At 69.1% G+C, this 23,008-nt stretch carries 18 protein-coding genes; 10 read left to right on the top strand and 8 right to left on the bottom strand.

Annotation, left to right across the window (positions count from 1 at the left end; all coding sequences use genetic code 11):
• Positions 1 to 83: 83 nt before the first annotated feature.
• From QTI17_RS02655 to QTI17_RS02665, 3 genes are read right to left on the bottom strand one after another with little or no spacing between them, the layout of a single operon-like run.
• Positions 84 to 2,552 carry a response regulator gene (locus tag QTI17_RS02655; RefSeq protein WP_286530826.1) on the bottom strand — a complete coding sequence of 823 codons (2,469 nt, stop codon included), beginning with the start codon at positions 2,550 to 2,552 and terminating at the stop codon, positions 84 to 86.
• Entirely contained in the window at positions 2,549 to 4,255 is a 1,707-nt protein-coding gene (locus QTI17_RS02660; RefSeq protein ID WP_286530827.1) for a SpoIIE family protein phosphatase, read from the bottom strand. The genes QTI17_RS02655 and QTI17_RS02660 overlap by 4 nt, the downstream gene beginning before the upstream one ends.
• 58 nt (positions 4,256 to 4,313) lie before the next feature.
• Positions 4,314 to 4,484 carry a hypothetical protein gene (locus tag QTI17_RS02665; RefSeq protein WP_286530829.1) on the bottom strand — a complete coding sequence of 57 codons (171 nt, stop codon included), beginning with the start codon at positions 4,482 to 4,484 and terminating at the stop codon, positions 4,314 to 4,316.
• A gap of 123 nt (positions 4,485 to 4,607) precedes the next feature.
• Here QTI17_RS02665 and QTI17_RS02670 point away from each other — a divergent pair, with 123 nt between their 5' ends.
• Positions 4,608 to 5,480 carry a carbonic anhydrase gene (locus QTI17_RS02670; RefSeq protein WP_286530830.1) on the top strand — a complete coding sequence of 291 codons (873 nt, stop codon included), beginning with the start codon at positions 4,608 to 4,610 and terminating at the stop codon, positions 5,478 to 5,480.
• Between the two features lie 49 nt (positions 5,481 to 5,529).
• Positions 5,530 to 7,173, top strand: coding sequence for a mechanosensitive ion channel family protein (locus QTI17_RS02675; protein WP_286530831.1), 1,644 nt, complete (start codon positions 5,530 to 5,532; stop codon positions 7,171 to 7,173).
• 15 nt (positions 7,174 to 7,188) lie between these two features.
• On the opposite strand, the gene fabI is transcribed toward QTI17_RS02675, so the two are convergent.
• From fabI to QTI17_RS02700, 5 genes are all read right to left on the bottom strand, one after another.
• Positions 7,189 to 7,968, bottom strand: a complete 780-nt coding sequence (fabI, locus tag QTI17_RS02680; RefSeq protein ID WP_286530832.1) for an enoyl-ACP reductase FabI — start codon at positions 7,966 to 7,968, stop codon at positions 7,189 to 7,191.
• Between the two features lie 11 nt (positions 7,969 to 7,979).
• The gene (locus QTI17_RS02685) at positions 7,980 to 9,161 is read right to left on the bottom strand and encodes an acetate/propionate family kinase (RefSeq protein ID WP_286530833.1); all 1,182 of its coding nucleotides are present in this window, start codon (positions 9,159 to 9,161) and stop codon (positions 7,980 to 7,982) included.
• Between the two features lie 61 nt (positions 9,162 to 9,222).
• Complete coding sequence (locus QTI17_RS02690; RefSeq protein WP_286530834.1) at positions 9,223 to 10,158, bottom strand: phosphate acetyltransferase; 936 nt, start codon at positions 10,156 to 10,158, stop codon at positions 9,223 to 9,225.
• A 61-nt stretch (positions 10,159 to 10,219) separates the two neighbouring features.
• Entirely contained in the window at positions 10,220 to 12,436 is a 2,217-nt protein-coding gene (locus QTI17_RS02695; RefSeq protein ID WP_286530835.1) for a TerB family tellurite resistance protein, read from the bottom strand.
• Positions 12,436 to 13,008: a GNAT family N-acetyltransferase gene (locus QTI17_RS02700; protein WP_286530836.1), complete on the bottom strand. Its 573-nt coding sequence runs from the start codon at positions 13,006 to 13,008 to the stop codon at positions 12,436 to 12,438. The genes QTI17_RS02695 and QTI17_RS02700 overlap by 1 nt, the downstream gene beginning before the upstream one ends.
• Positions 13,009 to 13,208: 200 nt before the next feature.
• On the opposite strand from QTI17_RS02700, the gene QTI17_RS02705 reads away from it, so the two are divergent.
• From QTI17_RS02705 to ppk2, 8 genes are all read left to right on the top strand, one after another.
• Positions 13,209 to 13,457, top strand: coding sequence for an RNA recognition motif domain-containing protein (locus tag QTI17_RS02705; RefSeq protein ID WP_286520646.1), 249 nt, complete (start codon positions 13,209 to 13,211; stop codon positions 13,455 to 13,457).
• Between the two features lie 9 nt (positions 13,458 to 13,466).
• Positions 13,467 to 14,513 carry a hypothetical protein gene (locus QTI17_RS02710; protein WP_286530837.1) on the top strand — a complete coding sequence of 349 codons (1,047 nt, stop codon included), beginning with the start codon at positions 13,467 to 13,469 and terminating at the stop codon, positions 14,511 to 14,513.
• A 25-nt stretch (positions 14,514 to 14,538) separates the two neighbouring features.
• Positions 14,539 to 14,937: a response regulator gene (locus tag QTI17_RS02715; RefSeq protein ID WP_286530839.1), complete on the top strand. Its 399-nt coding sequence runs from the start codon at positions 14,539 to 14,541 to the stop codon at positions 14,935 to 14,937.
• Between the two features lie 154 nt (positions 14,938 to 15,091).
• The gene (locus tag QTI17_RS02720) at positions 15,092 to 17,191 is read left to right on the top strand and encodes an ATP-binding protein (protein WP_286530840.1); all 2,100 of its coding nucleotides are present in this window, start codon (positions 15,092 to 15,094) and stop codon (positions 17,189 to 17,191) included.
• Entirely contained in the window at positions 17,148 to 19,409 is a 2,262-nt protein-coding gene (gene pflB / locus QTI17_RS02725) for a formate C-acetyltransferase (protein WP_286530841.1), read from the top strand. The genes QTI17_RS02720 and pflB overlap by 44 nt, the downstream gene beginning before the upstream one ends.
• An 18-nt stretch (positions 19,410 to 19,427) precedes the next feature.
• Positions 19,428 to 20,285 carry a pyruvate formate-lyase-activating protein gene (gene pflA / locus QTI17_RS02730; RefSeq protein ID WP_286530842.1) on the top strand — a complete coding sequence of 286 codons (858 nt, stop codon included), beginning with the start codon at positions 19,428 to 19,430 and terminating at the stop codon, positions 20,283 to 20,285.
• Positions 20,286 to 20,327: 42 nt separating this feature from the next.
• Complete coding sequence (locus QTI17_RS02735; protein ID WP_286530843.1) at positions 20,328 to 21,920, top strand: aspartate:alanine exchanger family transporter; 1,593 nt, start codon at positions 20,328 to 20,330, stop codon at positions 21,918 to 21,920.
• A gap of 115 nt (positions 21,921 to 22,035) precedes the next feature.
• The gene (ppk2, locus tag QTI17_RS02740; protein ID WP_286530844.1) at positions 22,036 to 22,902 is read left to right on the top strand and encodes a polyphosphate kinase 2; all 867 of its coding nucleotides are present in this window, start codon (positions 22,036 to 22,038) and stop codon (positions 22,900 to 22,902) included.
• Positions 22,903 to 23,008: the final 106 nt, after the last annotated feature.

Genomic DNA, 23,008 nt, shown 5'->3' on the forward strand with positions numbered 1-23,008 from the left:
AGTTGCACCGATCCACCGCCTGTGACCACCGGCGCATCCACCCGTGTCCAGGTAGGTGGATGCCGCGTGATGCGCAGCGCCCTTCAGACCGCTTCCCTGCGTCCCGCGAAATAGTCGACCAGGCGCGTGTGTTCCTGCTCGAACGCCGGCATGCCGGCGAGCACCGTCTTCCAGTCCCCGTTGCGGCTGGCGCGGTCGATGGTCTCGCAGGCGGCCGCGAACGCGAGCGCACCGACCATCTTGCCGGCGCCGGCCATGCGGTGGGAAAACTGTGTGGCCTGGGCGGCGTCGTCCGCCGCCACCGCCTGCCGGAGTCCGGCGGAGTCGTCCTCGCAGGTTCGCCGGAACGTCGCCAGAACCTCTTCCACCATCGATCCGTCGCCGCCGCATTTCGCCGCCAGCAGCGCCTCGTCGATCGGGCCGGCCGCGGGCGCGATGGCCGGGCCTGCGCCGCCGGTCGCGGCGGGCGTCGGCGGCGCCAGGGGAAGCGGCAGCCATCGATCCAGCTTTTCGGTCAGCCGCGCCAGTTCGACCGGCTTGACCAGGAAGTCGTCCATGCCGGCGGCGAGACAGGCCTCGGCTTCCCCCTGGAGCGCGTTCGCGGTGCAGGCGACGATCGGGATGCGCCCGCCGGTCCCCGAGGCGGCTTCCTCGCTGCGGATGGCGCGCGCCAGTTCGTAGCCATCCATGTGAGGCATGTGGCAGTCGGTGATGACGAGGCCATAGCGGCCCGCCTGCCACATCTTCAGGGCCTGGGCGCCGTCGTCGGCGGTCTGGGCCGCATAGCCCAGCGTTCGCACCTGGCGCAGCAGCAGCATGCGGTTGACGGGATGGTCGTCCGCCAGCAGCACCAGCGTGCCCTCGGCCGCTGCCTGCGCGGCGGCGGGCGCCGCGCGCCGCATGGCGATGGCCGTCGAAAGCGCACGCACGCTCCCGGCGCTCTCCGGGAGGGCGTCGGCCACGGGCAGCGACAGCTCCAGGGCGACCGTCGTGCCGCTTCCCGGCCGGCTGTCCAGGCTGATCGAGCCACCCATCAGCTGCGCCAGCTGGCGGGAAATCACCAGCCCCAGTCCGGTGCCGCCGGGCCGCCTCCGCGCCTGCTCGCCGACCGCCTGGCTGAACGGCTGGAACAGGCGCCGCTGGTCTTCGGGCGAGATGCCGATGCCGGTGTCCTTCACCTCGAAGCGCAGGCGCTCCATCCCTTCCGACCGGCCCAGCCATTGCACGTTGATGTCGATCCAGCCCTCGGAGGTGAACTTGATCGCGTTGCTGACGAAGTTGTTGAGGATCTGGCGCAGGCGCACCGGGTCGACCGTCAGCGCCGGACTGACGCGCGGATCGACCATCCGGCGGACGATCAGGCACTTGCTGCTGGCATTGCCCAGGTAGATGCTCTGCACCTCCTCGACCAGGCGCTTGATCGACGCCACTTCGGGCCGGATCTCCAGCTTGCCGGCCTCGATCTTCGAGAAATCGAGGATGTCGTCGATGATGCGCAGCAGCGACCGGCTCGATTCCCGCACTAGCCCCAGCGTCTCGCGCTGCTCGGGGTCCAGCTCGGTCAGGCCGAGCAGTTCCAGCATCCCCAGCATGCCGTGCATGGGCGTCCTGATCTCGTGGCTCATGGTCGCCAGGAAGGTGCTCTTGGCGCGGGTGGCGGCCTCCACCTCGGCGCTGCGCTGCGCCAGGGCCGCGTTCAGCCGCTCGATCTCGCGCTCCCGCTTCTTTCTCTCCGTCACGTCCTCCGAGATCGTCAGCAGGTAGCGCGGCTGGCCGGCCTCGTCGAGGATCGGGATCTTCTTCGCGTGGAGCACGCGCACGCTGCCGTCGTTCGCATGCAGCGTCTCCTCGGGGATGTCCACTTCCCGGCCCAGCGCCAGCGCTTCCTTGTCCTTGGCCGTGAAGAAGGCGGCCTCGGCCGCGGAACTGACGAAGTCGTCCACCGTCTTGCCCAGCAGTTCTTGCTCGCTGCGGCCGGTCAGTTCCTCCATGCGGCGGTTGACCCGCACGAGCTTCAGGTCGGCGGCGTCCTTGACCATGACCTGATAGGGAATGTGGTGGATCACCGAGTTGAGGAAGGCGTTGGCCGTTTCCAGTTCGGCCGTGCGCAGGTGCACGCGCGCCTCCAGCTCGGTGTTCAGGGCCCGCAGCTCGTCTTCGGCCCGGCGCAGCGTCGCCTTCTGCCGCTGTTCGGCGAGCGCTCGACGGACCGAGTAGAACAGCCGTCGCACCCGCTCCTTGAAGACGTAGTCCGTGGCGCCCGCCTTCATGCATTCGACCGCCTCCTCCTCGCTGATCAGGCGGGTCGACAGCACGATCAGGAGCGCTTCCGGCTGCTGCTGGCGCACCGCGTGCAGCATCTCCAGGCCGCCGGCTTCGTAGTCGGACAGGACCAGGTCGAAGGCTTGCCGATGCAGGGCGCGGACGAAGTCCTCCCGGGTCTGCACCCAGACGATGTCGCAGACCAGGCCCTCGTCCTGCAGCGTCCCGCGGATGCGCTGCGCGTCGGCCGGGTCGTCCTCCAGTTGCAGCACGCGAATGGCGGCGGTCATCGCGCTGCATCCTGCTCGGCGCGCAGCGACTCGACGACCTCCTTGAACTCCTCGCGGTTGCGTTCGCTCAGCGCGGAGAGGGCCTCGTGCGCCTGCAGGATCCGCTGCTGCACGGCGGCACGAACGTCTCCTGTTCCGAGCGCGTAGAGAGGGGGCGCGGCGGGACCGTGCTCGCGGATCGCGGCCAGCACCTGCGCCATGCTCAGTTCCTCGAACAGGGCGCGCACGGCGGGCGTCACCCCTGTCAGCACCACGCCGCCGCCCCGGGCGACCAGTTCGTGAACCGTGCCGAGGCAGGTGCTGTCCATGTACTCGCAGCCGGAGAGGTCGAGGACCAGCGGTCGTCCGCCGTCCAGCACGGCGAGGGCCGTTTCATGGAAGGCATCGCAATGCAGCCAGGTGGCCCGGCCGCGCAGCGCGAGGTGCGCGGCATGGTCGGATTCGCCGTAGAACACCACCTCGCTCTCCGGGCGCGGCGCACCGGATGCCGTCGCCTCGGGCATCCCGGCGCCATTGTCGAACCAGGAGGCACCCGCGTGCGCGTCGATCAGCAGGATCGTCACGTCGTCCCGTTCCGCTCCCGCCGGGGCGCTGGCGTGAAGCCGGGTGATGACCTCCTGCGCGCTGGCGACCGGGCTGGCGAGCACCTGCTGCAGCAGGTCCAGGTCGCGTTCCGACCCGGAGGGCAGAAGCCCGTCGGTGTAGAGCAGGATCCGGTCGCCCGCCAGCAGCTGGAGACGCTCCTGCTGGAAGTGCGCGTCCGGTGCCAGCCCGAGCGCGGGCCCGGTGCGGCGGACCAGGAGCGTCGGCTGGCCGTCGCGGGCGTGCAGCACCGGCGGATGGCCTGCCGATGCCAGCGTGAGGCTTGCGTCCGAGGTGTCCAGCAGGCCGAAGACGGCCGTCAGGAACAGTCCCGGCGCGGCATGTGCCTCGCAGATCGAGCGGTTCACCGCGGCCAGCACGTCCGCCGGCGGCAGCGCGAGGCCGGTTGCCGGGTCCACCAGCACCAGCCGCTGCTTGAACAGCACCGAGAGCATCGCCGAGGTCACGCCGTGGCCGGTGGCGTCGGCCAGATAGAAGGCGAGGTGCCGCTCGCCCAGCCGGACCACGTCGTAGAGGTCGCCGCCCACGTGCTGCCCCGGGCGGTACAGCGCCTGGATGCAATAGCCCTCCATCGGAGGCGGGCTGCGCGGCAGCAGGGCGCGCTGGATCACTTCCGCCCGCTCGAGGTCGCGGCGCAGCACTTCGGAGGTCTCCTCGAGCTCGCGGACCTTGCGCTGCAGTTCCCGATGCAGACGCTCGCGTTCGGCCAGCAGTTGCCGCCGTTCGAGCGCGTTGCGCACCGCCACCCCCATTTCCTCGGCGCGCGGCGACTTCGGCAGGAAGTCGAATGCGCCCAGCCGGATGGCGGCCACCGCCGAGTCGAAGGTCTCCAGTCCCGACAGGACGATCCACATGGCGTCCGGCACGGCCTGGCGTCCCCAGCGCAGCAGTTCCAGGCCATCCATCCGCGGCATCATGATGTCGGTCAGCACCAGGACGATTTCGGGGTGCGCGCGCAGGACCGCCTGGGCGGCGATGCCGTCGACCGCCTCCAGGACCGGGGCGCAGCCGAGGCTTTCGAGGGCGCGCTTCACCAGCAGGCGAGTCACCGGCTCGTCATCCACCACCATCGCGACGGGAGGGGCAGCATCGAGGTTCATCAGGTCCGCCAGCGTTGCCGTGCAGACAGGGGATTTTCCGAGCCGGCGGGCGCGTTGTCTAGAAGCGGCCCGTGGCCCTTCGGATGACCGTCTTGTCCTTGGCCGGCGGCTTGCCGCCCGCGGGCGCTGCGGCCGACCGCGGCGCGCGCCTGGCGGGCTTGCGCCGGCCCTTGAGCGACTCGATCAGCGACAGGGCTTCCTTGTCGAACTTCGCTTTGTCGTCGGGCATGGCGGCCTCCTGGGGATGCGAAAGAGGATGGTACGACCGGCCGGCGCGGCGTGCACGGGGCAGTCCCCCCGCCTAGAATCGAAGCCCGCCCGGCCGCCATGTTCGTTCGCCAAGGGAGACCCGATGAGGCAAGTCGAGATCACCTACCGGTACGACGCCGACAGCACGGTCTCGCGGCCGCGGCCATCGGATGCGGACGAGGCATGCCGGCGCCTCGACGAGGGCAACCAGGCCTTCGCGACGCTGTTCGACAGCCTGGTGTCGGGAAGCGGCATGGCGCGACGGGTCATCGCTGTCGATTCGCGCGACCTCGGCATCCTGCCTGGCGACCATGGGCCGCCCAAGCAGCGCCCTTACGCGGCGGTGCTCGGCTGCTCCGACGCCCGCGTGCCGATCGAACTGATCTTCAACGAAGGGCCGAACGATCTCTTCGTCGTCCGGGTCGCGGGCAACGGCCTGGGCGGCGAAGTGCTGGGCAGCCTGCGATACGCCGCCGACAATTTGGGGGACAGCCTCAAGCTCGTTGTGGTCCTGGGCCACAGCGGCTGCGGCGCCGTGTCGGCGGCCGTCGACGCCTTCCTCCAGCCGGCGACCTACATCTCGCTGGCCCCGGACCATTCCCTGCGCGCGATCCTCGATCGCCTGCTGATCGTCGTCCACGCGTCGGCGACCCGGGTCCAGGCGATCCTCGGACCGGAGGTCACCCGCTGTCCGGGCTACCGCGATGCGCTCATCGAGGCCTCGGTGGTGCTGAACGCCGCGCTGACCGCCTACACGGTCCAGAAGGAACTCGGCGGCGTCGGGCAGGGCGACCTGCAGGCGACCTACGGCGTCTACCTCCTGTCGACCCGGCAGATCTGGGCCCCGCGCGGCGGCAGCGCCGAATGCGCCGGCCTCGCCCGCTGCCCCGCCGATCTGGCAGACTTTGCCGCCCTGGCCGACGCCGTGGTTCGATCGGATCGATTCACGAAACTTCTCGAGCAGGGTCCGACTTGAGGCGGCAGGCCTGCCCGGCCGGGCGCCTTCGCGTGCGAGAGGAAACACCATGGGACGCATGAACCGGACGTTGGCGATCGTGCTGCTGGGCACTTTGTTCGCGCTGGGCGCTGCCGGCGCGGCGGCGGACACGGCAGCCACGACCCACCCGCCGACCTCCGGCGCGGTCGTGGCCGATCAGGTCGACGAGCCCGCCACCCTGCGCATCCTGAATCGCGAGGTGCTGACGATGCGCGCGCGCCTGGCCGGCTTGACCCCGCAGGCGCGCGTGCAGCGCGCCCGCGAGCGGATCGGGACGCTGCCGGACGAGGCCGTGGACCTGCCGCTGAACCAGATCCAGTTCAACCTCGGCGGGGTGAACGGCGTGCAGTTCCTGCTCGGCGACCTGCCGCTCTTCTCGGTGCTCGAAGGCGACGCCGACATCGAAACCAAGCAGGGCTTCGGTGCGCTGGTGCTGCAGACGCGGGCGCGGCTGGAGGAGGTCCGCACCGCCTGGCGCCAGGCCCGCAGCAAGCCGCTGCTGCTGCAGGGCCTGCTGAGCACGCTGGTGGCCACCCTGGTGCTCGGCGCCCTGATCTGGATCGTCTATCGGGTCAGCGCCAAGGCGGTCGAATGGATGGAAAAAAAGCGCGACGTGCTGGCCGCACGCTTTCCCTACGTCGACTGGCGCGAGTTCCTGGCCCGGCTCGCCGTCGGGATTCTGCAGATCGTGCAGTGGGTCGTCCTGCTCGCCATCGGCTACTTCTACGTGTACTTCGTGCTCGACAGCTTCGTCGCCACCGAGCCGATCGCCAAGAGCCTGGGCAACTGGCTCCTGGGCAAGGTCGAATGGCTGGCCGAGGGCTCGCTGGACAGCCTGCCCGGCCTGGTCACCGTCTTCATCGTGCTGATGCTGACGCGCGCCGCGGTCGACGTGCTCGGCTACTTCTTCGATGCGCTGCAGAAAGGCCGGCTGCGCCTGCCGATGGTCCACGCGGAGACCGTGCCCGCCACCCGCCGGATCTTCACCCTGCTGACCTGGGCGCTGGGTGTCGCCATCGCCTATCCCTTTCTCCCGGGCTCGAGCAGCGATGTGTTCAAGGGACTCTCGGTGCTGTTCGGCCTGATGGTCACGCTCGGCTCGTCAGGGCTCGTCACCCAGGCCATGAGCGGACTGGTCGTCGTCTATTCGCGCTCGCTGCACAAGGGCGACTTCGTCGACGTCAACGGCGTGCAGGGCGTGGTGACCGAGGTGGCCTCCCTGGCGACCAAGATCGTCAACGTGCGCAACGAGGAGATCACGATTCCGAACTCGGTCCTGATCTCGAATCCGATCCACAACTTTTCGAAGCTCGCAGGCAGCCAGGGCACCTTGCTCACCACCCGGATCACGATCGGCTACGACGCGCCCTGGCGCCAGGTCCACGAACTCCTGCTTGGCGCCGCGAAGAAGACCGCCGGCGTGCGCGCCACGCCCGTGCCCTACGTCTACCAGCGCGCGCTGTCGGACTTCTATGTCGAGTACGAGCTGTTCGTCAGCATCGACAATCCGCTGGAGCGCGTTCCGATCCTGTCGGTCCTGCATGCGAGCATCCAGGACGAGTTCAATGCCTACGGCGTGCAGATCATGTCGCCGCATTTCCTCGGCCAGCCGGACCGGGCCGTCGTGGTCGACAAGGACCAGTGGTATGCGGCGCCTGCGCGCCAGCCTTGAGCGCGGCGCCCGGTCTCAGCCCATGATGTTCACGCCGCCATCCACGAACAGCGTCTGTCCCGTCAGCCTGCGCGCGTACGGCGTCGCCAGGTAGGCGCAGGCGAAGCCCACGTCGTCGATGTCGACCAGTTCGCCCACCGGCGCCCGGCTCGCGGCCTCGTTCAGCAGCAGGTCGAAATCCTTCAGGCCCGAGGCCGCGCGCGTCTTGAGCGGGCCGGGCGACACCGGGTGCACGCGGATGCCCTTGGGGCCGAGCTCGTACGCCAGGTAGCGGCACACGGCCTCCAGCGCGGCCTTCACCGGTCCCATCACGTTGTAGTTGGGCACCACCTTCTGCGCGCCGAGGTAGCTCATGGCGATCATGGTGCCGCCCTCGGTCATCAGCGGGGTCGCCAGCCGCGCCATGCGAACGAGGGAGTGGCAGGAGACGTCCATCGCGCGCTGGAAGCCCTCGGCCGAGCAGTCGAGCAGGCCCCCCTGGAGGTCGGCCTTGGGCGCGAAGGCGATCGAGTGCACCAGGATGTCGAGCCGGCCCCACTGCCTGGTGATGGCGTCGAACACGGCCTCGAGCTGCCCCGGCTGCTCGACGTCGAGCGGCATGAAGATGGGCGCGTCGAGCGCCTTCGCCAGGGGCTCGACGTGCGGCCGCGCCTTCTCGTTCAGGTAGGTGATCGCCAGTTCGGCGCCGAGGCTGCGAAAGGCATTGGCGCAGCCGTAGGCGATGGAGTACTCGTTGGCGACCCCCACCACCAGCGCCTTCATGCCGGCGAGGACGGGGTTGTGCGGTGGCGGCATGGGGTGGGTCCTCAGGCGAGAAGATCGCGCGTGTGGCGGGCGATCATCAGTTCTTCGTTGGTCGGGATCACCCAGGCGGCGGTGCGGCTGTCCGGCGTGCTGATGCGCGGGCCGCCGCCGGCATTCGCCTCGGGGTCGAGCGTGACGCCCAGCCAGGCGGCCTGGGCGCAGATGCGCTCGCGCACTGCGCTGGCGCGCTCGCCGATGCCGGCGGTGAAGACGATGGCGTCGAGCCCGCCGAGGGCCGCGGCCAGCGAGCCGAGTTCGCGGCCGATGCGATAGACGAAGAGGTCGACCGCCACCCGGGCCTGAGGCTGGTCGGACGCCAGCAGTTCGCGCATGTCGCTCGACACGCCCGAGACGCCGAGAAGGCCGGACTGGCTGTAGATCAGCTTCTCGACGGCGCGGGTGTCCATGCCGTGCTCGTCCATCAGGTAGAGGATCACGCCGGGGTCGAGCGCGCCGCAGCGCGTGCCCATCGGCAGCCCGTCGACGGCGGTGAAGCCCATGGTGCTGGCGACGCTGCGGCCGGCGTCGAGGGCGCACATGCTGGCGCCGTTGCCGAGGTGCAGCACCACGGTCTTGCCGCGCGCGGCGCGTTCGTCGAAGCGCGGCAGCACCGAGGCGATGTATTCGTAGGAAAGGCCGTGGAAGCCGTAGCGCCGCACGCCGGCATCGGAAAGCGCCTTCGGCAGCGCGAACATCTGCGCCAGCGCCGGGTTGGAGCGGTGCATGGCGGTGTCGAAGCAGGCCACCTGCGGCAGGCCGGGCGCCTGCTGCAGCAGCGCCCGGATCGGCGCCAGGTTGTGGGGCTGGTGCAGCGGCGCGAGCGGGATCAGCTTTTCGAGCCGGGTCACGATGTCGCCGTCGACCCGTACCGGCGCGGCGAAGTCCATGCCGCCGTGCACGACGCGGTGGCCGACCGCACTCAGGTGGTGTTCGTGGCCGTAGGTGGCGCGCAGCCATTCGACGATGTGCCCGATCGCGCCGTGGTGGTCGAGCCGGGCCTCGGCGTCCCAGCGCTTCTCGGCGATCGCATTGCCGCCGGTGTCTTTCGCCACGAAACGCGGCGCCGCGGTGTAGAGGCCCGAGACCTGGCCGCCGACCACGAAGGGCAGGTCGTCCGCGCCCGCGAACACCGAAAACTTCAGGCTCGACGAGCCGGCGTTGAGGACGACGATCGCGTCGGTCATGAGGCAACCTCCGTGCTGCGCACTGCGGTGCGAGCCCCCTTCGGAGCGGCCGGGCGGGGGCTCATTGAATGGCCTTCGCAGCGCTTTCGCGCCGGGCGTGGGCGACCATCACGGCGACCGCGCAGGAGGCCAGCCGCGCGGTCACAGAGTCGGCCCGGCTGGTGAGGATGATCGGCACCTTCGCCCCCAGCACGATGCCGGCGGAATCGGCCTGCGCCAGGAAGCTCAGGCTCTTGGCGAGCATGTTGCCGGCTTCGAGGTTGGGCACGATCAGCACGTTCGCGCGGCCGGCCACCGGCGAGACGATTTTCTTGATCCCCGCGGCTGCCATGTCGATGGCGTTGTCGAGCGCCAGTGGTCCGTCGAGGATGCCGCCGGTGATCTGGCCCCGGTCGGCCATCTTGCACAGCGCCGCGGCCTCGACGGTCGACGGCACCTTCGGATTGACCGTCTCCATCGCCGACAGGATCGCGACCCGCACCTCGACCTGGCGCAGCGCGTGCGCCAGGTCGATCGCGTTCTGCACGATGTCGACCTTCTCCTCCAGCGTGGGCGCGATGTTGACGGCGGCGTCGGAGATGATCAGTGCGTCGTCATGGCCGGGCACGTCCATCACGAAGCAATGGCTGATGCGGCGCGCGGTGCGCAGGCCGGTGTCCTTGCGCACCACGGCGGCCATCAGTTCGTCGGTGTGCAGGCTGCCCTTCATCAGCGCCTCGGCCTGGCCGCACTGCACCAGTTCGACCGCCTTGGCGGCGGCGGCGTGGCTGTGCGGCGCATCGACGATCTCGAAGCCGCCCAGGTCCTGGCCGCATTCCTTGGCCGCCGCCTCGATCTTGGCCCGGGGGCCGATCAGGATCGGCCGGATCAGGCCCAGCCGCGCCGCGTCCAGCGCGGCGGAGAGCGAGCTGACGTCGCACGGGTGCGCCACGGCGGTGGGGATGGTGTCGAGGGCCTTCGCGACCTCGATCAGCCGGTCGTACTTCTCATGACTCATTCGGTAACCTCCGTGCTTCGCACTGCGGTGCGAGCCCCCTTCGGAACGGCCGGGCGGGGGCTCATGCTGCTCTCCTGGGGCGCACAGGCGCATCGAGGGACAGGACGCTCGCCAGCCGGCGGAAGCGCTCCTCCTGGTGCGCCGACAGCTTGCCGCGCGCGCCCGCCACCTTGCGCGCAGCCTCGACGCCCTTGCGGCGAAGGTGCATCTCGGGGACCAGCGCCGGCAGCGCGGCGATGGCGCGTTCCTCGTCGAGCGCGAGGACGAAGGCCTGCCGCTTGATCGCCGTCTTGACGGCGGCCAGCGCGGGCCGATGCTCGGGATCCATCTCGTCGATCATGCGGCGCATCAGGTTGTAGGGACGTTCGTCGACCACGTTTTCCTCGCGCCGCACGTAGAGCAACATCCGTGCCCATGCATCGAGCACCGAGCCGGATTCGAACTGCGATTCGATCTCCTGCCGCTTGAGGCGTTTCAGCTCGTCCTGCTCCCAGGTGGCCGAGGGCGGCCCGCGCCGGCCCAGCGCGTCGGCGCCCAGGCCGACGGCCGCGGCGAGCCAGGGCGCCTCGTAGATCGCTTTGAACATGCGCTCCGACATCGCATCCTTGGCATCGCGCACGCGGTCGAGCGATTGCTCGATGCGGCCGGACATCTCGCGCTCGGCCTTGGTGAAGGGGTTGTCGGGCGCGGCCGCGCGTCGATTCGCGCGCACGTTCTCGGCCATGGCCTGGACCCAGAACATCCACGGGTTGAGGTTGGAGAAGCCCCAGCGCTCCATCCGCGACGGATTGGTGGCCCGCGACATCTCGGCACTCGCCTCGCTGCTCATGGCCTTGACCAGCGGCGAGGCGAAGGTGTCGTAGAGCCCCTGGTTGATCTGCGCCACGCGGTCGACCACCTCGAAGGCTTTCTCGTCCTCGCGGCCGTCGTCGAAGGCCAGGATGTCCTCGATGGTGCGCGGCACGAACTGGATCAGGTAGCGCCCTTCCAGGTAGGCCAGGCCGGGCATGTCGGGCTGGGTGTCCTGGATCACGGCCTCGTAGAGGCCGGGCGGCAGTGTTTCGATGAGGTCGAGCGCGCTCGCCAGTTCCGAGGTTTCGCGCTTCGCCACGCCGGCCGAGACGAAGATGCCGAGGTGGCCGATCTTCTCGTGCAGGCAGTAGACGATGGTCTGCTCGTTGAGCCGGATCTCGTCCACGCTCGCATAGGCGTCCGGGATCCAGTTCAGCGCCTGCTGCGGCGGCGTGATGTTGTCGCCCCAGGAGGCGAACACCACGATCGGCGTGCGGATGTTGCGGATGTCCACGCGGTGCTTGCCGTCGAAGGATTCGACCTCCCCGGCCGAGAGCTTGTTGCCGACGAAGAGGTTCTTGGTGATCCACTCCATCTCTTCCTTGTTCATGAGGAAGAGGCCGCCCCACCACTTCTCGAACTCGAGGAAGCGCTCGCGCTCGGTGTCCACCTGCGCGTAGAGGTTGTAGAGCTTGCTCCAGTAGGTGTTGGCGGGATTGAGGCCCTCGAAGTTGTTGACCAGGTAGGCGCCGTCGAACTTGCCGTGCCCGAGGTCGCCGGCCAGCGAGGCCAGCCAGGTGCCGCCGAGCAGGCCGCCCGAATAGCGCATCGGGTTCTTGCCCTCGACGCCGGCCCAGTAGGAGACCGGCGACCCGGCCAGCAGCAGCGGGCCCACATGCTGCGGCGCCAGCGCGGCGAGCATGATGAGCGCCCAGCCGCCCTGGCAGTTGCCGATGACGAAGGGCTTGCCGTCGGCGTCCGGATGCAGCTCGTTGACCTTCTTCATGAAGGCGATCTCGGCGGCGCAGACCGACTCGATGGTCTGGCCCGGCATCGGGTACGGAAAGAACATCACGAAATAGCAGGGATGGCCGTGCTGGAGCGCGATGCCGATTTCGCTGTCCATCTTGAAGCCGCCGATGCCCGGGCCGTGGCCGGCGCGCGGGTCGATCACCACGAAGGGCCGCTTCTTCGCGTCGGTCTTCGCATGGCTGGCATCGGGCTTGATGCGCACCAGCGCGTAGTTCGCGGGCTTCGGGAAATCGCGCGCGTCGAGCACCGTGTCGTAGTCGAACACCAGCACCGGCGGCTTGCCGGACTTGGTGTGCTCGAGGTATTGGTTGCCGCGCTCGCGCAGCACGTCCATGGTGAGGATGCTGCGCTGCCAGGCATCGATGCCGTATTCGGCGGCGGCCTGCGCGGCCTGCATCGCCCACAGTGGGGAGGAAGGGAAAGAGGCGGAAGGGGGAGGGGCTTTGTTGGCCATCAATGCACTCCTGGAGGCGAAGGCCGATCGTCCTCGCCCTGTGTTTCAGATTCGTGGCGGCAATCCATGTGCACCAGCGTCACGCCACCGTCGCGCGCCAGGGTGATCGGCAGCCCGCTGCGCCTGAACACGGCCAGCATCGGCGCGTTGTCCGCCAGCACTTCGGCCTTCAGCGTGTGCAGCCGCGCCGCCTTGGCGATCAGCGCCAGGTGGCGCATCAGCAGCGTGCCGATGCCGAGTCCGTGGTGCGGGTCGTCGACCGCGAAAGCCATCTCCGCGCAGCCCGGCGCCGAGACGATGTAGCGGCCGCCGCCGGCGATCACCGGTTCGCCGTTCTCCTCCAGTTCGGCGACGAGTGCAACGTGGCTGACGAAATCCACATTGATGTAGTAGTCGATCTCGGTGTCGGTGAAGTGGTGCTTGGGCGAGAAGAAGCGGCGGTAGAGCGAGGCGTCGCCGATGCGATCCACCGCCGCGAGCATCGACTCGCGGTCCGCCGGCTTCAGCGCGCGGATGCGAACGGGTCGGCCATCGCGCAGGGTTTCTAACGCAAGGTACTCGGCTGCATTCATGAGTCGGTCGGCTGGGATTCGCGCCGCGGCGGGCTGTCGCCGGGCAGATTCGGGTGGCTTGAGCTTGCGCCTGCGGCGCGCGGCGTGTGAATCCAACCAAAGTAGGATTTTCGGCCCGTCGGGCAGGGACTAGCGTAGGGCCTCCATTTGTGCGGCCACCTCCCGGTCGACCCGCTGCCGCTTGCATCGAAGGACGACACATGCAACAACAAGTGCACATCGTCATCGGAAACCTGCCCGACGACGTCACCGAGGAAGGCATTCGCGAGGCGCTCAGCGCCTTCGCGCAGGCCGACAAGATCCGGCTGGTCAACGAGACCGGCACGCCGAGCGCGCTGATCGACGTCGACATGCCGCGCGCGCAGGTCGAGGCCCTGGCGCAGCGCATCAACGGGCGCTCCTACCAGGGCCGCGTGCTGCGCGCCTGGGTGCCCAAGATGGACTGGTAGCGCGCCGCCATGGACCTGAGCGCGTTGTTCGATCGCGTGGCCTCGGCCCTGTTCGGGCGCGATGGCGCGCCGCCAGACGACGCGGCCGAGAAGCAGCTCGTCGCCGACATGACCGAGCTGGTGGTCGAGACGGTGGATGCGCGCATTCGCCTGCAGTCGCGCTACGCCGAGAAGCTCGAAGGCTGCGTGCGCAAGACCATCGCCCACCTGCGAGAGATCGGCCGCCAGCCCCTGGAGCCGCTGCTGCTCTCCCGCTCGAGCTGGAACGACGATCCGCGGCTGAACGCGTTCTTTGCCTCGGCCGACGACGTGCCGGCGTTCCTGGGTCGCAGCAAGGAGCTGCGCGCCTTCTTCGGCGTGCCTTCGCAGCGCGAGCTCGGGGAGGCCTATGCGCTGCTGGCGATGAAGAAGGAGGAGCGCACCGTGCTGGCGCCCAAGCAGGACGGCGACCGGGTGCAGCACGAGGTACCGCAGGTCACGGTCAGCTTCTCGGGACACCGGCTGTTCGCGCCTTCGGCCACGCTCGAAGCGACGCGGCTGGAGGTCGGGCGCCGCATCATCCGCCGCCTGTCCCAGCAGGCGCTCAAGCGCATCGTGGACCTCGACATGAAGGCGGCCGATCTCGGCGAGCGCAAGGCCTGGCTCGCCGCCCGGCTGCGGCTGGTGAAGCTGGCGGTGGATGGCGCGGCCGGCCTGCTGGAAGACACGGTGGACACGCGCTCGAAGATGGCCGCGCTGGAGCGCGAGCTCAACGAGACGGTGCACGACTACATCGAGACCAAGGCCAGCGTCGCCACGATGGCCAGTTACACCGGCCACATCAAGGCCATCCTGGACCACCCCGAGCAGCATGTGAGCCTGCAGCGCACGCCGATGCGGCTGAGCCGGATGGGGGTGCGGGTGGACGACGCCGATCCGGGGCCGGTCAATGCGTTCACGCTGTCCGAACTCGCCATCGGCGAGGGCGTGGTCGCGGTGATCGCCATCGTACGCTGCCCGCTGGCCGAGCTGCCCGCCGAGGCGGACCCGCTCGCCAACGCCGAGCGTTTCCTCTAGCTGCCGACCAGGGAGGCGACGGCCCATGTCGAAGTCAGCCAGCGTCCGGATCGTCTATGTCGTGGATGGCGACGCTTCCGTGCGCGAAGGCATGTCGCGCCTGATGGACTCCGCGGGCCTGGAGGCGCGGCCCTGCGCCTCGGTGCCGGAATTCCTGGACCAGGCGCGCGGGATGCGTGTCGCCTGCGTGCTGCTCGACGTCTGGGGGGCGCGGCAGTGCGAGCTGGCGGTGCGCAATGCGCTGCTGGCGGTCGCCAGGGTGCTGCCTGTCATCGCCCTGTCATCGAGCGACGATCCGACGGCGCGGCAGCTGGCGCGGGAGTTGGGGGCCCAGTCTTTCTTCCGCAAGCCGGTCGATGCGGCGGCCCTGCTCGATTCGATCGAATGGGTGATGCAGGGCGATGGCCGAAATGCGCCGAACTGAGGGCGGCATGGGCCCTGCTCTTCGCTTGACAGGGATCGAGGTCGGGAATCATCATCGTGCGGAATTCCGGCCCTCGGCACGCCTGGCGCGTTGCGGGTGGCGCTGCGACAGGCTGCCATGTACGACAACCCGCGATCCGCGCGAGGAGGAATCGATGCGCCAGGCACAGGCCAGTTCGGCTGCGGCCGTCCACGCTGCCCAAGGGCGGGCGGAAGCCGTGCTGCTGGAGCGGCACGCCTTCGAGCGCCTGCTGGCCCAGCTGTCCGAGCGCCTGGGCGACATCGCCGAGCCCGATGTCCTGGCCCGCACCGAATGGGCGCTGAGCCGGCTGCTCGCGTTCCTCGACTGTGACCGCTGCACCTTCTCCGAGTTCGTCGCCGGCGACTACCTGAACGTGCTGTGCTCCGTGGGTTCGGCCGATTTCGGTGCCTTGCCCCGCGGCCGGTTCCAGCAACCGTTCCGGTGGTTCATCGACGCGCTGCGAAGCGGCCGCATCGTGGCGCTGTCGAACCTGCCGGACGAACTGCCGCCCGAGGCGATCGAGGAGGCCGAGCACTGCCGGCGCACCGGCCTGCGCTCGCACATCTCGATCCCGGTGCGCATCGGCGGGCGCGTGACCAGCGTGCTGTCGTTCGCCGCCGTCCGCAGGGCGCGCAGCTGGCCTCCCGAGATGGTCGACCGGCTGCGCATCGTCGGCGACCTGCTCGGCGGTTCGGTCGCCCTCGCGCGCTCGGAGGAGGAAGTGCGGCAGCTGCGCCACCGCATCTGGCATGCCGACCGCGTGCAGCGCGTGGGAGCGCTCACCGCGGCGATCGCCCACGAGGTCAACCAGCCGCTCGCGGCCATCCTCAGCAACGCCCAGGCCGGGCTCCAGTACCTCGCGCGCGGGGATGCGGCGCCCGAGGCGATCCAGGACATCCTCGGATCGGTGGTGCGCGAAGGCAAGCGCGCGGCCGAGACCATCCGCACCATGCGGGCCCTGATCCGCCGCGACGAGACCCGGCGCGAGCGCATCGACCTCGCGGCCGCACTGGGCGAGGCCGAGCGCCTGCTGGACAGCGAGTTCGCGGGCCACGGCGTGCGCCTCGAGACCGCCTTCGACCCCGCCTGCTGGGTGCTGGCGGACAAGGTGCAGATGGAACAGGTGGGCCTCAACCTGCTGCTCAATGCGGCCGCGGCGGTGCGGGACGCACCGCCGGCGTCGCGCCTGGTCCGGCTGCAGGTGTCGCGGGGCGAAGAAGGCAAGGTACGGATGTCGGTGCGCGACGCCGGCAAGGGCATCGCACCGCAGGACCTGGGTTCGATCTTCGAGCCCTTCTGGACCACCGGGCAGGAAGGACTGGGCCTCGGGCTCGCCATCTGCCGCTCCATCGTCGAGGCGCACGGCGGCCGCATCTGGGCCGAGTCGAATCCGGAAGGCGGCGCCACCTTCAGCGTCGAACTGCCGGCGGCCGCGCTCGATCGCGCTGCGTCGCAGCCGGCTCGCGACGAGCCCATGGCCGCTGCCGCCGTTCCCGCGAGCCAGGCCGGCGGGGAGGCGGTGGTGTGCGTCATCGACGACGACCCCGAGGTGCGCGGCAGCCTGCTGCGCCTGCTCGACGGGGCCGGCTGGCGCGGCGTCGGCTATGCCTCGGCCGAGGAGTTCCTCGGCAACCCTCCAGCGGGCGAGCCGGCCTGCATCCTGCTCGACGTGCAGATGCCGGGCCTCTTCGGGCCGCAACTGCATCGGCGCCTGCTCGAAGGCGGCTGCGCGCCGCCGGTCATCTTCATCACCGGGCGCAGCGATGTCGCGGCCGGCGTCGACGCGATGAAGCGCGGCGCGGCGGACTTCCTCGAGAAGCCGGTGGACGGCGAGGTCCTGCTCGCGGCGCTGCGCCGCGCGGTCGAGCGCCGCGCCGGCGAGCGCCGGCAGGCGCTGGCGCAGGACGCGGCCAAGGAGCGGATCGCCCGCCTGTCGCCGCGCGAGCGCGAAATCATGCGCCACGTGGTCAGGGGGCGCCTGAACAAGCAGATCGCGGCCGACCTGCTGATCGCGGAGCAGACCGTCAAGCAGCACCGGGGGCGCGTCATGGAGAAGGTGGGCGTGCATTCGGTCGCCGAACTCGTGCGGATCTGCGAGGCCGCCGACCTGGCCGCGGAGCCATCGCCGGGCCCCCTTGAACAACAGCGCGACGACACGACCGGCGCCGGAAGCCTGAAAGGAGACAAAAATGGAAACCCAGTTCGCATTCGACCTCTCGAGCCGCAAGGCTGACGGCCCATGGCGTGGCTTCACGCCCGGCATGTGGCAGGACCGCGTCAACGTGCGCGAGTTCATCCAGCGCAACTACACGCCCTACGAGGGCGACCACGCCTTCTTGCAAGGCCCGACCGCGCGCACCAAGACCATGTGGCAGACCCTGGCGCCGCTGCTCGCGAAGGAGCGCGAGAAGGGCATCCTCGGCGTCTCGCAGGTGCCGTCGGGCATCCTCGCGCACGCGGCCGGCTACATCGACCGCGACAACGAGATCATCGTCGGCCTGCAGACCGACGCGCCGCTGGTGCGCGCGATCATGCCCTTCGGCGGCTGGCGCGTGGTCGAAGACAGCTTGCGCGCCTACGGCTACGAGCCCGACCCGGCGCTGGTCGACGTCTTCACCAAGTACCGCAAGACCCACAACGCCGGCGTCTTCGATGCCTACACGCCGGAGATCCGCAAGGCGCGTTCGTCGCACGTCATCACCGGCCTGCCGGACGCCTACGGACGCGGGCGCATCGTCGGCGACTACCGCCGGGTGGCGCTCTACGGCGTCGACTTCCTGCTGGCCGACAAGGCGCGCGAGAAGCACGAACTCGACGAGCGCCATTCGACCGAGGAGACCATTCGCCTGCGCGAGGAACTGTCCGAGCAGATCCGCTCGCTCGAGGAGCTGAAGGAGATGGGGTCGCGCTACGGCTTCGACATCTCCGTGCCGGCCAACAATGCGCGCGAGGCCGTGCAGTGGACGTACTTCGCCTACCTCGCCGCGATCAAGCAGCAGAACGGCGCCGCGATGTCCGCCGGCCGGCTCTCCACCTTCTGGGACATCTACTTCGAGCGCGACCTGCGCGAAGGCACGCTGACCGAAACCCAGGCCCAGGAGATCATCGACGACCTGGTCATCAAGTGGCGGCTGGTGCGTTTCCTGCGCGCCCCGGAATACAACCAGCTGTTCTCCGGCGACCCGGTGTGGGTCACGGAGGTGGAAGGCGGCATGGGCGAGGACGGCCGCACGCTGGTCACCAAGTCGGCCTTCCGGATGCTGCACACGCTCAACAACCTCGGGCCGGCGCCGGAGCCGAACCTCACGGTGTTCTGGTCGCCGCGCCTGCCCGAGGGCTTCAAGCGCTTCGCGGTCAAGATCTCGATCGACACCAGCTCGATCCAGTACGAATCCGACGACCTGATGCGACCCAAGTGGGGCGACGACTGCGCCATCGCCTGCTGCGTCTCGGCGATGCGGCTGGGCAAGCAGATGCAGTTCTTCGGCGCCCGGGTCAACCTGCCGAAAACGCTGCTCTACGCGCTCAACGGCGGGCGCGACGAGCTGACCGGCGAGCAGGTCGGGCCGATGCTCGCGCCCATCACCGGCGACCTGCTCGACTACGACGAGGTGATGAAGCGGCTGGACCCGATGCTGGACTGGCTCGCCAAGACCTACGTCAACGCGCTCAACGTCATCCACTACATGCACGACAAGTACTGCTACGAGGCGATCGAGATGGCGCTGCACGATCGCGACGTGCTGCGCACGCTGGCCTGCGGCATCGCGGGCCTGTCGCACGCGGCGGACAGCCTGTCGGCGATCCGCTACGCGCAGGTGCGGCCGGTGCGCGACGAGCGCGGGCTCATCGTCGACTACCAGACGACCGGTGATTTCCCGTGCTTCGGCAACAACGACGACCGGGTCGACGGCATCGCGACCGAGCTGGTGTCGATGATGATGAACAAGATCCGCATGTACCCGAGCTACCGCAATGCGGTGCACACGCAGTCGGTGCTCACGATCACCTCGAACGTGGTCTACGGCAAGGGCACGGGCAACACGCCGGACGGCCGCAAGAAGGGCGAGCCGTTCGCGCCGGGCGCGAACCCGTCCAACGGGCGCGACACGCACGGTGCGCTGGCGGCGCTGATGTCGGTCGCCAAGATCCCCTACGACGACGCGGAGGACGGCATCTCGCTGACGCTGTCGGTGGTGCCCTCGGCGCTCGGCAGCGAGGAGGAGCGCCTCACGCGCGGCACCGGCGCCCTCGACGCCTACTTCGCGAGCGGCGGCTTCCACGTCAACATCAACGTGCTCAACCGCGAGACCTTGCAGGACGCGATGGCCCATCCGGAGAACTATCCGCAGCTCACGATCCGCGTCTCCGGCTACGCGGTGAACTTCATCAAGCTCACGAAGGAACAGCAGCTCGACGTGATCAACCGCACCTTCCACGGCGCGATGTAGGCCGGCCCGGAGCACCCCATGGGCCAGTCACTGAGCGGCAGCCGCTACGAGCTGCACGTCGCGCGGAAGTGGGCGGCGGAAACCAAGTCGCAGGACTACTACACGATCCACGCGGCGGATCTCGAGCAGGCGCCGGACACCGGCGAGGACATCGTCGGCTACGTCCACTCCTGGGAGGTGGGCAGCACCGTCGACGGGCCGGGCATCCGCTTCGTCGCCTTTCTCACGGGCTGCTTCCTGCGCTGCCAGTACTGCCACAACCCCGACACCTGGCACCGCCAAAACGGCAAGCCGGTGACGGTGGCACGGGCGATGCAGCAGATCGCGAAGTACGCGCAGGTGCTGAAGATCAGCCGCGGCGGCATCACGCTGTCGGGCGGCGAGCCGATGGTGCAGAAGGCGTTCGCGATGCAGATCTTCAGGCGCTGCAAGCAGCTCGGGCTGCACACCTGCATCGACACCTCCGGCCGCCTGGGCGAGCGCATGACGGACGAGGAGCTGAGCCAGATCGACCTGCACCTGCTCGACATCAAGTCGGGCGACCCGGCGATCTACCAGCAGGTCACCGGGCAGCCGCTGCAGCCGACGCTCGACTACGCGCGCCGGCTCTCCGACCTGGGCCGGCCGATGTGGGTGCGCTACGTGCTGGTGCCGGGCCTCACCGACGGATTCGACAACGTCGAGAAGGTTGCCGAGGTGTGCGCCGGGCTGAAGTCGCTGGAGCGGGTCGAAATCCTGCGCTTCCACCAGATGGGGCGCGACAAATGGCAGCGGCTCGGACTCGACTACCCGCTGAAGGACGTCGAGCCGCCGTCGCCGGAACTCGCCGAAAGGGTGCGCGGCCAGTTCCGCAGCCGCGGTCTCACGGTCTACTGAAACGAATCCCGGACCAGAACCAAGAACAACGAGGAGAAGACCTTGGAGACATTGAGCAACATACTCGTGCAGCAGCCGATGATGGCGCTGTTCCTCACCATCGCGCTCGGCTACCTGCTGGGCGAGGTCAACATCAAGGGCTTCTCGCTCGGCGTCGGCGCGGTGCTGTTCGTGGCCTTGTTCATGGGCTGGCTGGCGCCGAAGTCGGCGCCCGCGCCGATGGTCGGAACCCTGGGGCTGGCGCTGTTCCTGTATGCCGTCGGCGTGCAGTACGGCAAGCAGTTCTTCGTCGGGTTGACCAGCGCCAACGGCCGCCGGGCCAACCTGATCGCGCTCACCGGCGTGCTGCTGTCCGGCATCGTGAGCGTGCTGTTCATGAAGCTGTCGAGCCTGCCGCTCGGGCACGCGCTGGGACTGTTCGCGGGTGCCGGCACCAGCACGCCGACCTTGCAGGCCGCCATCGTGCAACTGGGCAACGACGATCCGGCGGTCGGCTATTCGGTGGCCTATCCGCTGGGTGTGGCGGGGCCGATCCTCTTCCTTTACATCTGCTTCATGGTCCTCAAGCCGAAGATCCAGGCGCCCACGGGCGGCGGCATCGAGATGCTCGAGATCGCGCCCGAGGACTCGGCGCTGAAGGGCAAGACGATCGGCGACCTGCTCGCCGGACTGCCCGCCGGCATCGACATCGCGGCGCTGCGGCGGGCGCACCACAACCTGCCGGCCTCGCGCTCGATGGCGCTGGCGGCCAACGACGTGCTGCTGGTCACGGGGCCGAGCCGCGAGGCGCTGGAGCAGGCCGCCAAGCAACTCGGCGAGGTCCATCACGGCCGCGTGACCGGCGACCGCCGCGACCTCGACTACGTGCGCATCTTCGCTTCGCGTGCGGCCGTGGTCGGCCGCAGCCTGGGCGACCTGAAATTGCCGGAGGGCCGGCCCCACGCGCTGGTCCAGGTCCGGCGCGGCGACGCCGACATCATGCCGAGGCCCGACCTGGTGCTGGAGTTCGGCGACCGCATCGGCATGCTGGCGCACCGCGACGACTTCGCCGCGCTGCGCAAGTTCTTCGGCGATTCGATCAAGGGCACGGCCGAATTCAGCTACATCTCGATCGGCTTCGGGATGGCGCTGGGCTTTCTGCTCGGGGCGATCAACTTCCCGCTGCCGGGAGTCGGCAAGCTCGCGCTGGGGCTTTCGGGCGTGCTGATCGTGGCGCTGGTGCTCGGCAAGATGCGCCGCACCGGCGGATTGAACTGGACCATCCCGCTGTCGGCCAACCTGGTGCTGCGCAACCTCGGCCTGACGCTGTTCCTGGCCCAGGTGGGCATGGCCTCGGGGCCCAAGTTCGCCGCCACGGTGTCGCAGACGGGCTTCCTGATGCTCGGCCTCGGCGCGATCGTGGTGGTGGCGCTGGTGCTGCCGATCCTGCTGCTGGGCCTGGGCGTCTTCAAGATGCCCTACGACGAGGTCGCCGGCATCGTGGCCGGGGCCTGCGGCAATCCGGCCATCCTTGCCTATGCCAACAAGCTGGCGCCCACCGACAAGCCGGACATCGGCTACGCGATGATCTTTCCGGGCATGACGATCATCAAGATCCTGTTCGTCGACATCGTGCCGGCGCTGCTGGGCGGGTGAGGCGGCCTGGGGATGACCTTGCGCAGCGCCGCCGAGGAAATCCGACCAAAGTAGGATTTGCGCCCCCGGTCGGCTGCGCTACGTTCGACGCACAACAATGACGAGCGAGGTTGCCATGGCGCAGAAACACAAACCGTCGGACAAGCAGGAGCACGAAGCCGTTGCGGTGCACGACGAGGCCAAACCCAAGGATGCCGAGACGACCAAGGGCACGCTCGGCCGCCGGCAGTACGACAAGGAGCTCGAACGCTTGCACGTCGAGCTCGTCAAGCTGCAGCAGTGGGTGGTGCACAAGGGCCTGAGGGTGTGCATCGTGTTCGAGGGGCGCGACGGCGCGGGCAAGGGCGGCACCATCAAGGCGATCACCGAGCGCGTGAGCCCTCGCGTGTTCCGGGTGGTCGCGCTGTCCGCGCCGACCGAGCGCGAGAAGAGCCAGATGTACGTTCAGCGCTATCTGCCGCACCTGCCGGCGGCCGGCGAGGTGGTCATCTTCGACCGCAGCTGGTACAACCGCGCGGGTGTCGAGCGGGTCATGGGCTTCTGCAGCGACGAGGCCGTCAAGGGCTTCCTCGAGGCGATCCCGAAGGTCGAGCGGGTGATGGTCGACTCCGGCATCATCCTCGTCAAGTACTGGCTCGAGGTGAGTCCCGAGGAGCAGACCCGGCGGCTCGAGGAGCGCATCGACGACGGGCGCAAGATCTGGAAGCTGACGCCGATGGACCTCAAGTCCTACAGCCGCTGGTACGACTATTCACGCGCGCGTGACGACATGTTCGCGGCGTCCGACACCGAGTTCGCCCCGTGGAACGTCGCGCGGTCCGACGACAAGCGCCGGGCCCGCCTCAACATCATTTCGCACTTGCTGAGCCAGGTGCCGTACCGGGAGGTGCATCGCGAGAAGATCAAGCTGCCCAAGCGGCAGAAGGCGGACGGCTACCGCGAGTCCAACCATCCGATGCGCTTCATCGAAGAGCGTTACTGAAGAGCAGCCGACCACGCCGCCACACCGGGAACGAACGGATGCCCCTCTTCAATCGCCTAGCCGCTGGCCGGTCGTGACGCTTCGGGCGATGGCTCGCAACCGGTCC

This window comes from Variovorax sp. J31P179, assembly GCF_030316985.1.
Lineage (GTDB): Bacteria > Pseudomonadota > Gammaproteobacteria > Burkholderiales > Burkholderiaceae_C > Variovorax > Variovorax ginsengisoli_B.

Bases quoted from the DNA above. Each gene is read 5' to 3' on its own strand.
- QTI17_RS02655 (WP_286530826.1), bottom strand. From the start codon at position 2,552: ATGACCGCCGCCATTCGCGTGCTGCAACTGGAGGACGACCCGGCCGAC.
- QTI17_RS02660 (WP_286530827.1), bottom strand. From the start codon at position 4,255: ATGAACCTCGATGCTGCCCCTCCCGTCGCGATGGTGGTGGATGACGAG.
- QTI17_RS02665 (WP_286530829.1), bottom strand. From the start codon at position 4,484: ATGCCCGACGACAAAGCGAAGTTCGACAAGGAAGCCCTGTCGCTGATC.
- QTI17_RS02670 (WP_286530830.1), top strand. From the start codon at position 4,608: ATGAGGCAAGTCGAGATCACCTACCGGTACGACGCCGACAGCACGGTC.
- QTI17_RS02675 (WP_286530831.1), top strand. From the start codon at position 5,530: ATGGGACGCATGAACCGGACGTTGGCGATCGTGCTGCTGGGCACTTTG.
- fabI (WP_286530832.1), bottom strand. From the start codon at position 7,968: ATGCCGCCACCGCACAACCCCGTCCTCGCCGGCATGAAGGCGCTGGTG.
- QTI17_RS02685 (WP_286530833.1), bottom strand. From the start codon at position 9,161: ATGACCGACGCGATCGTCGTCCTCAACGCCGGCTCGTCGAGCCTGAAG.
- QTI17_RS02690 (WP_286530834.1), bottom strand. From the start codon at position 10,158: ATGAGTCATGAGAAGTACGACCGGCTGATCGAGGTCGCGAAGGCCCTC.
- QTI17_RS02695 (WP_286530835.1), bottom strand. From the start codon at position 12,436: ATGGCCAACAAAGCCCCTCCCCCTTCCGCCTCTTTCCCTTCCTCCCCA.
- QTI17_RS02700 (WP_286530836.1), bottom strand. From the start codon at position 13,008: ATGAATGCAGCCGAGTACCTTGCGTTAGAAACCCTGCGCGATGGCCGA.
- QTI17_RS02705 (WP_286520646.1), top strand. From the start codon at position 13,209: ATGCAACAACAAGTGCACATCGTCATCGGAAACCTGCCCGACGACGTC.
- QTI17_RS02710 (WP_286530837.1), top strand. From the start codon at position 13,467: ATGGACCTGAGCGCGTTGTTCGATCGCGTGGCCTCGGCCCTGTTCGGG.
- QTI17_RS02715 (WP_286530839.1), top strand. From the start codon at position 14,539: ATGTCGAAGTCAGCCAGCGTCCGGATCGTCTATGTCGTGGATGGCGAC.
- QTI17_RS02720 (WP_286530840.1), top strand. From the start codon at position 15,092: ATGCGCCAGGCACAGGCCAGTTCGGCTGCGGCCGTCCACGCTGCCCAA.
- pflB (WP_286530841.1), top strand. From the start codon at position 17,148: ATGGAAACCCAGTTCGCATTCGACCTCTCGAGCCGCAAGGCTGACGGC.
- pflA (WP_286530842.1), top strand. From the start codon at position 19,428: ATGGGCCAGTCACTGAGCGGCAGCCGCTACGAGCTGCACGTCGCGCGG.
- ppk2 (WP_286530844.1), top strand. From the start codon at position 22,036: ATGGCGCAGAAACACAAACCGTCGGACAAGCAGGAGCACGAAGCCGTT.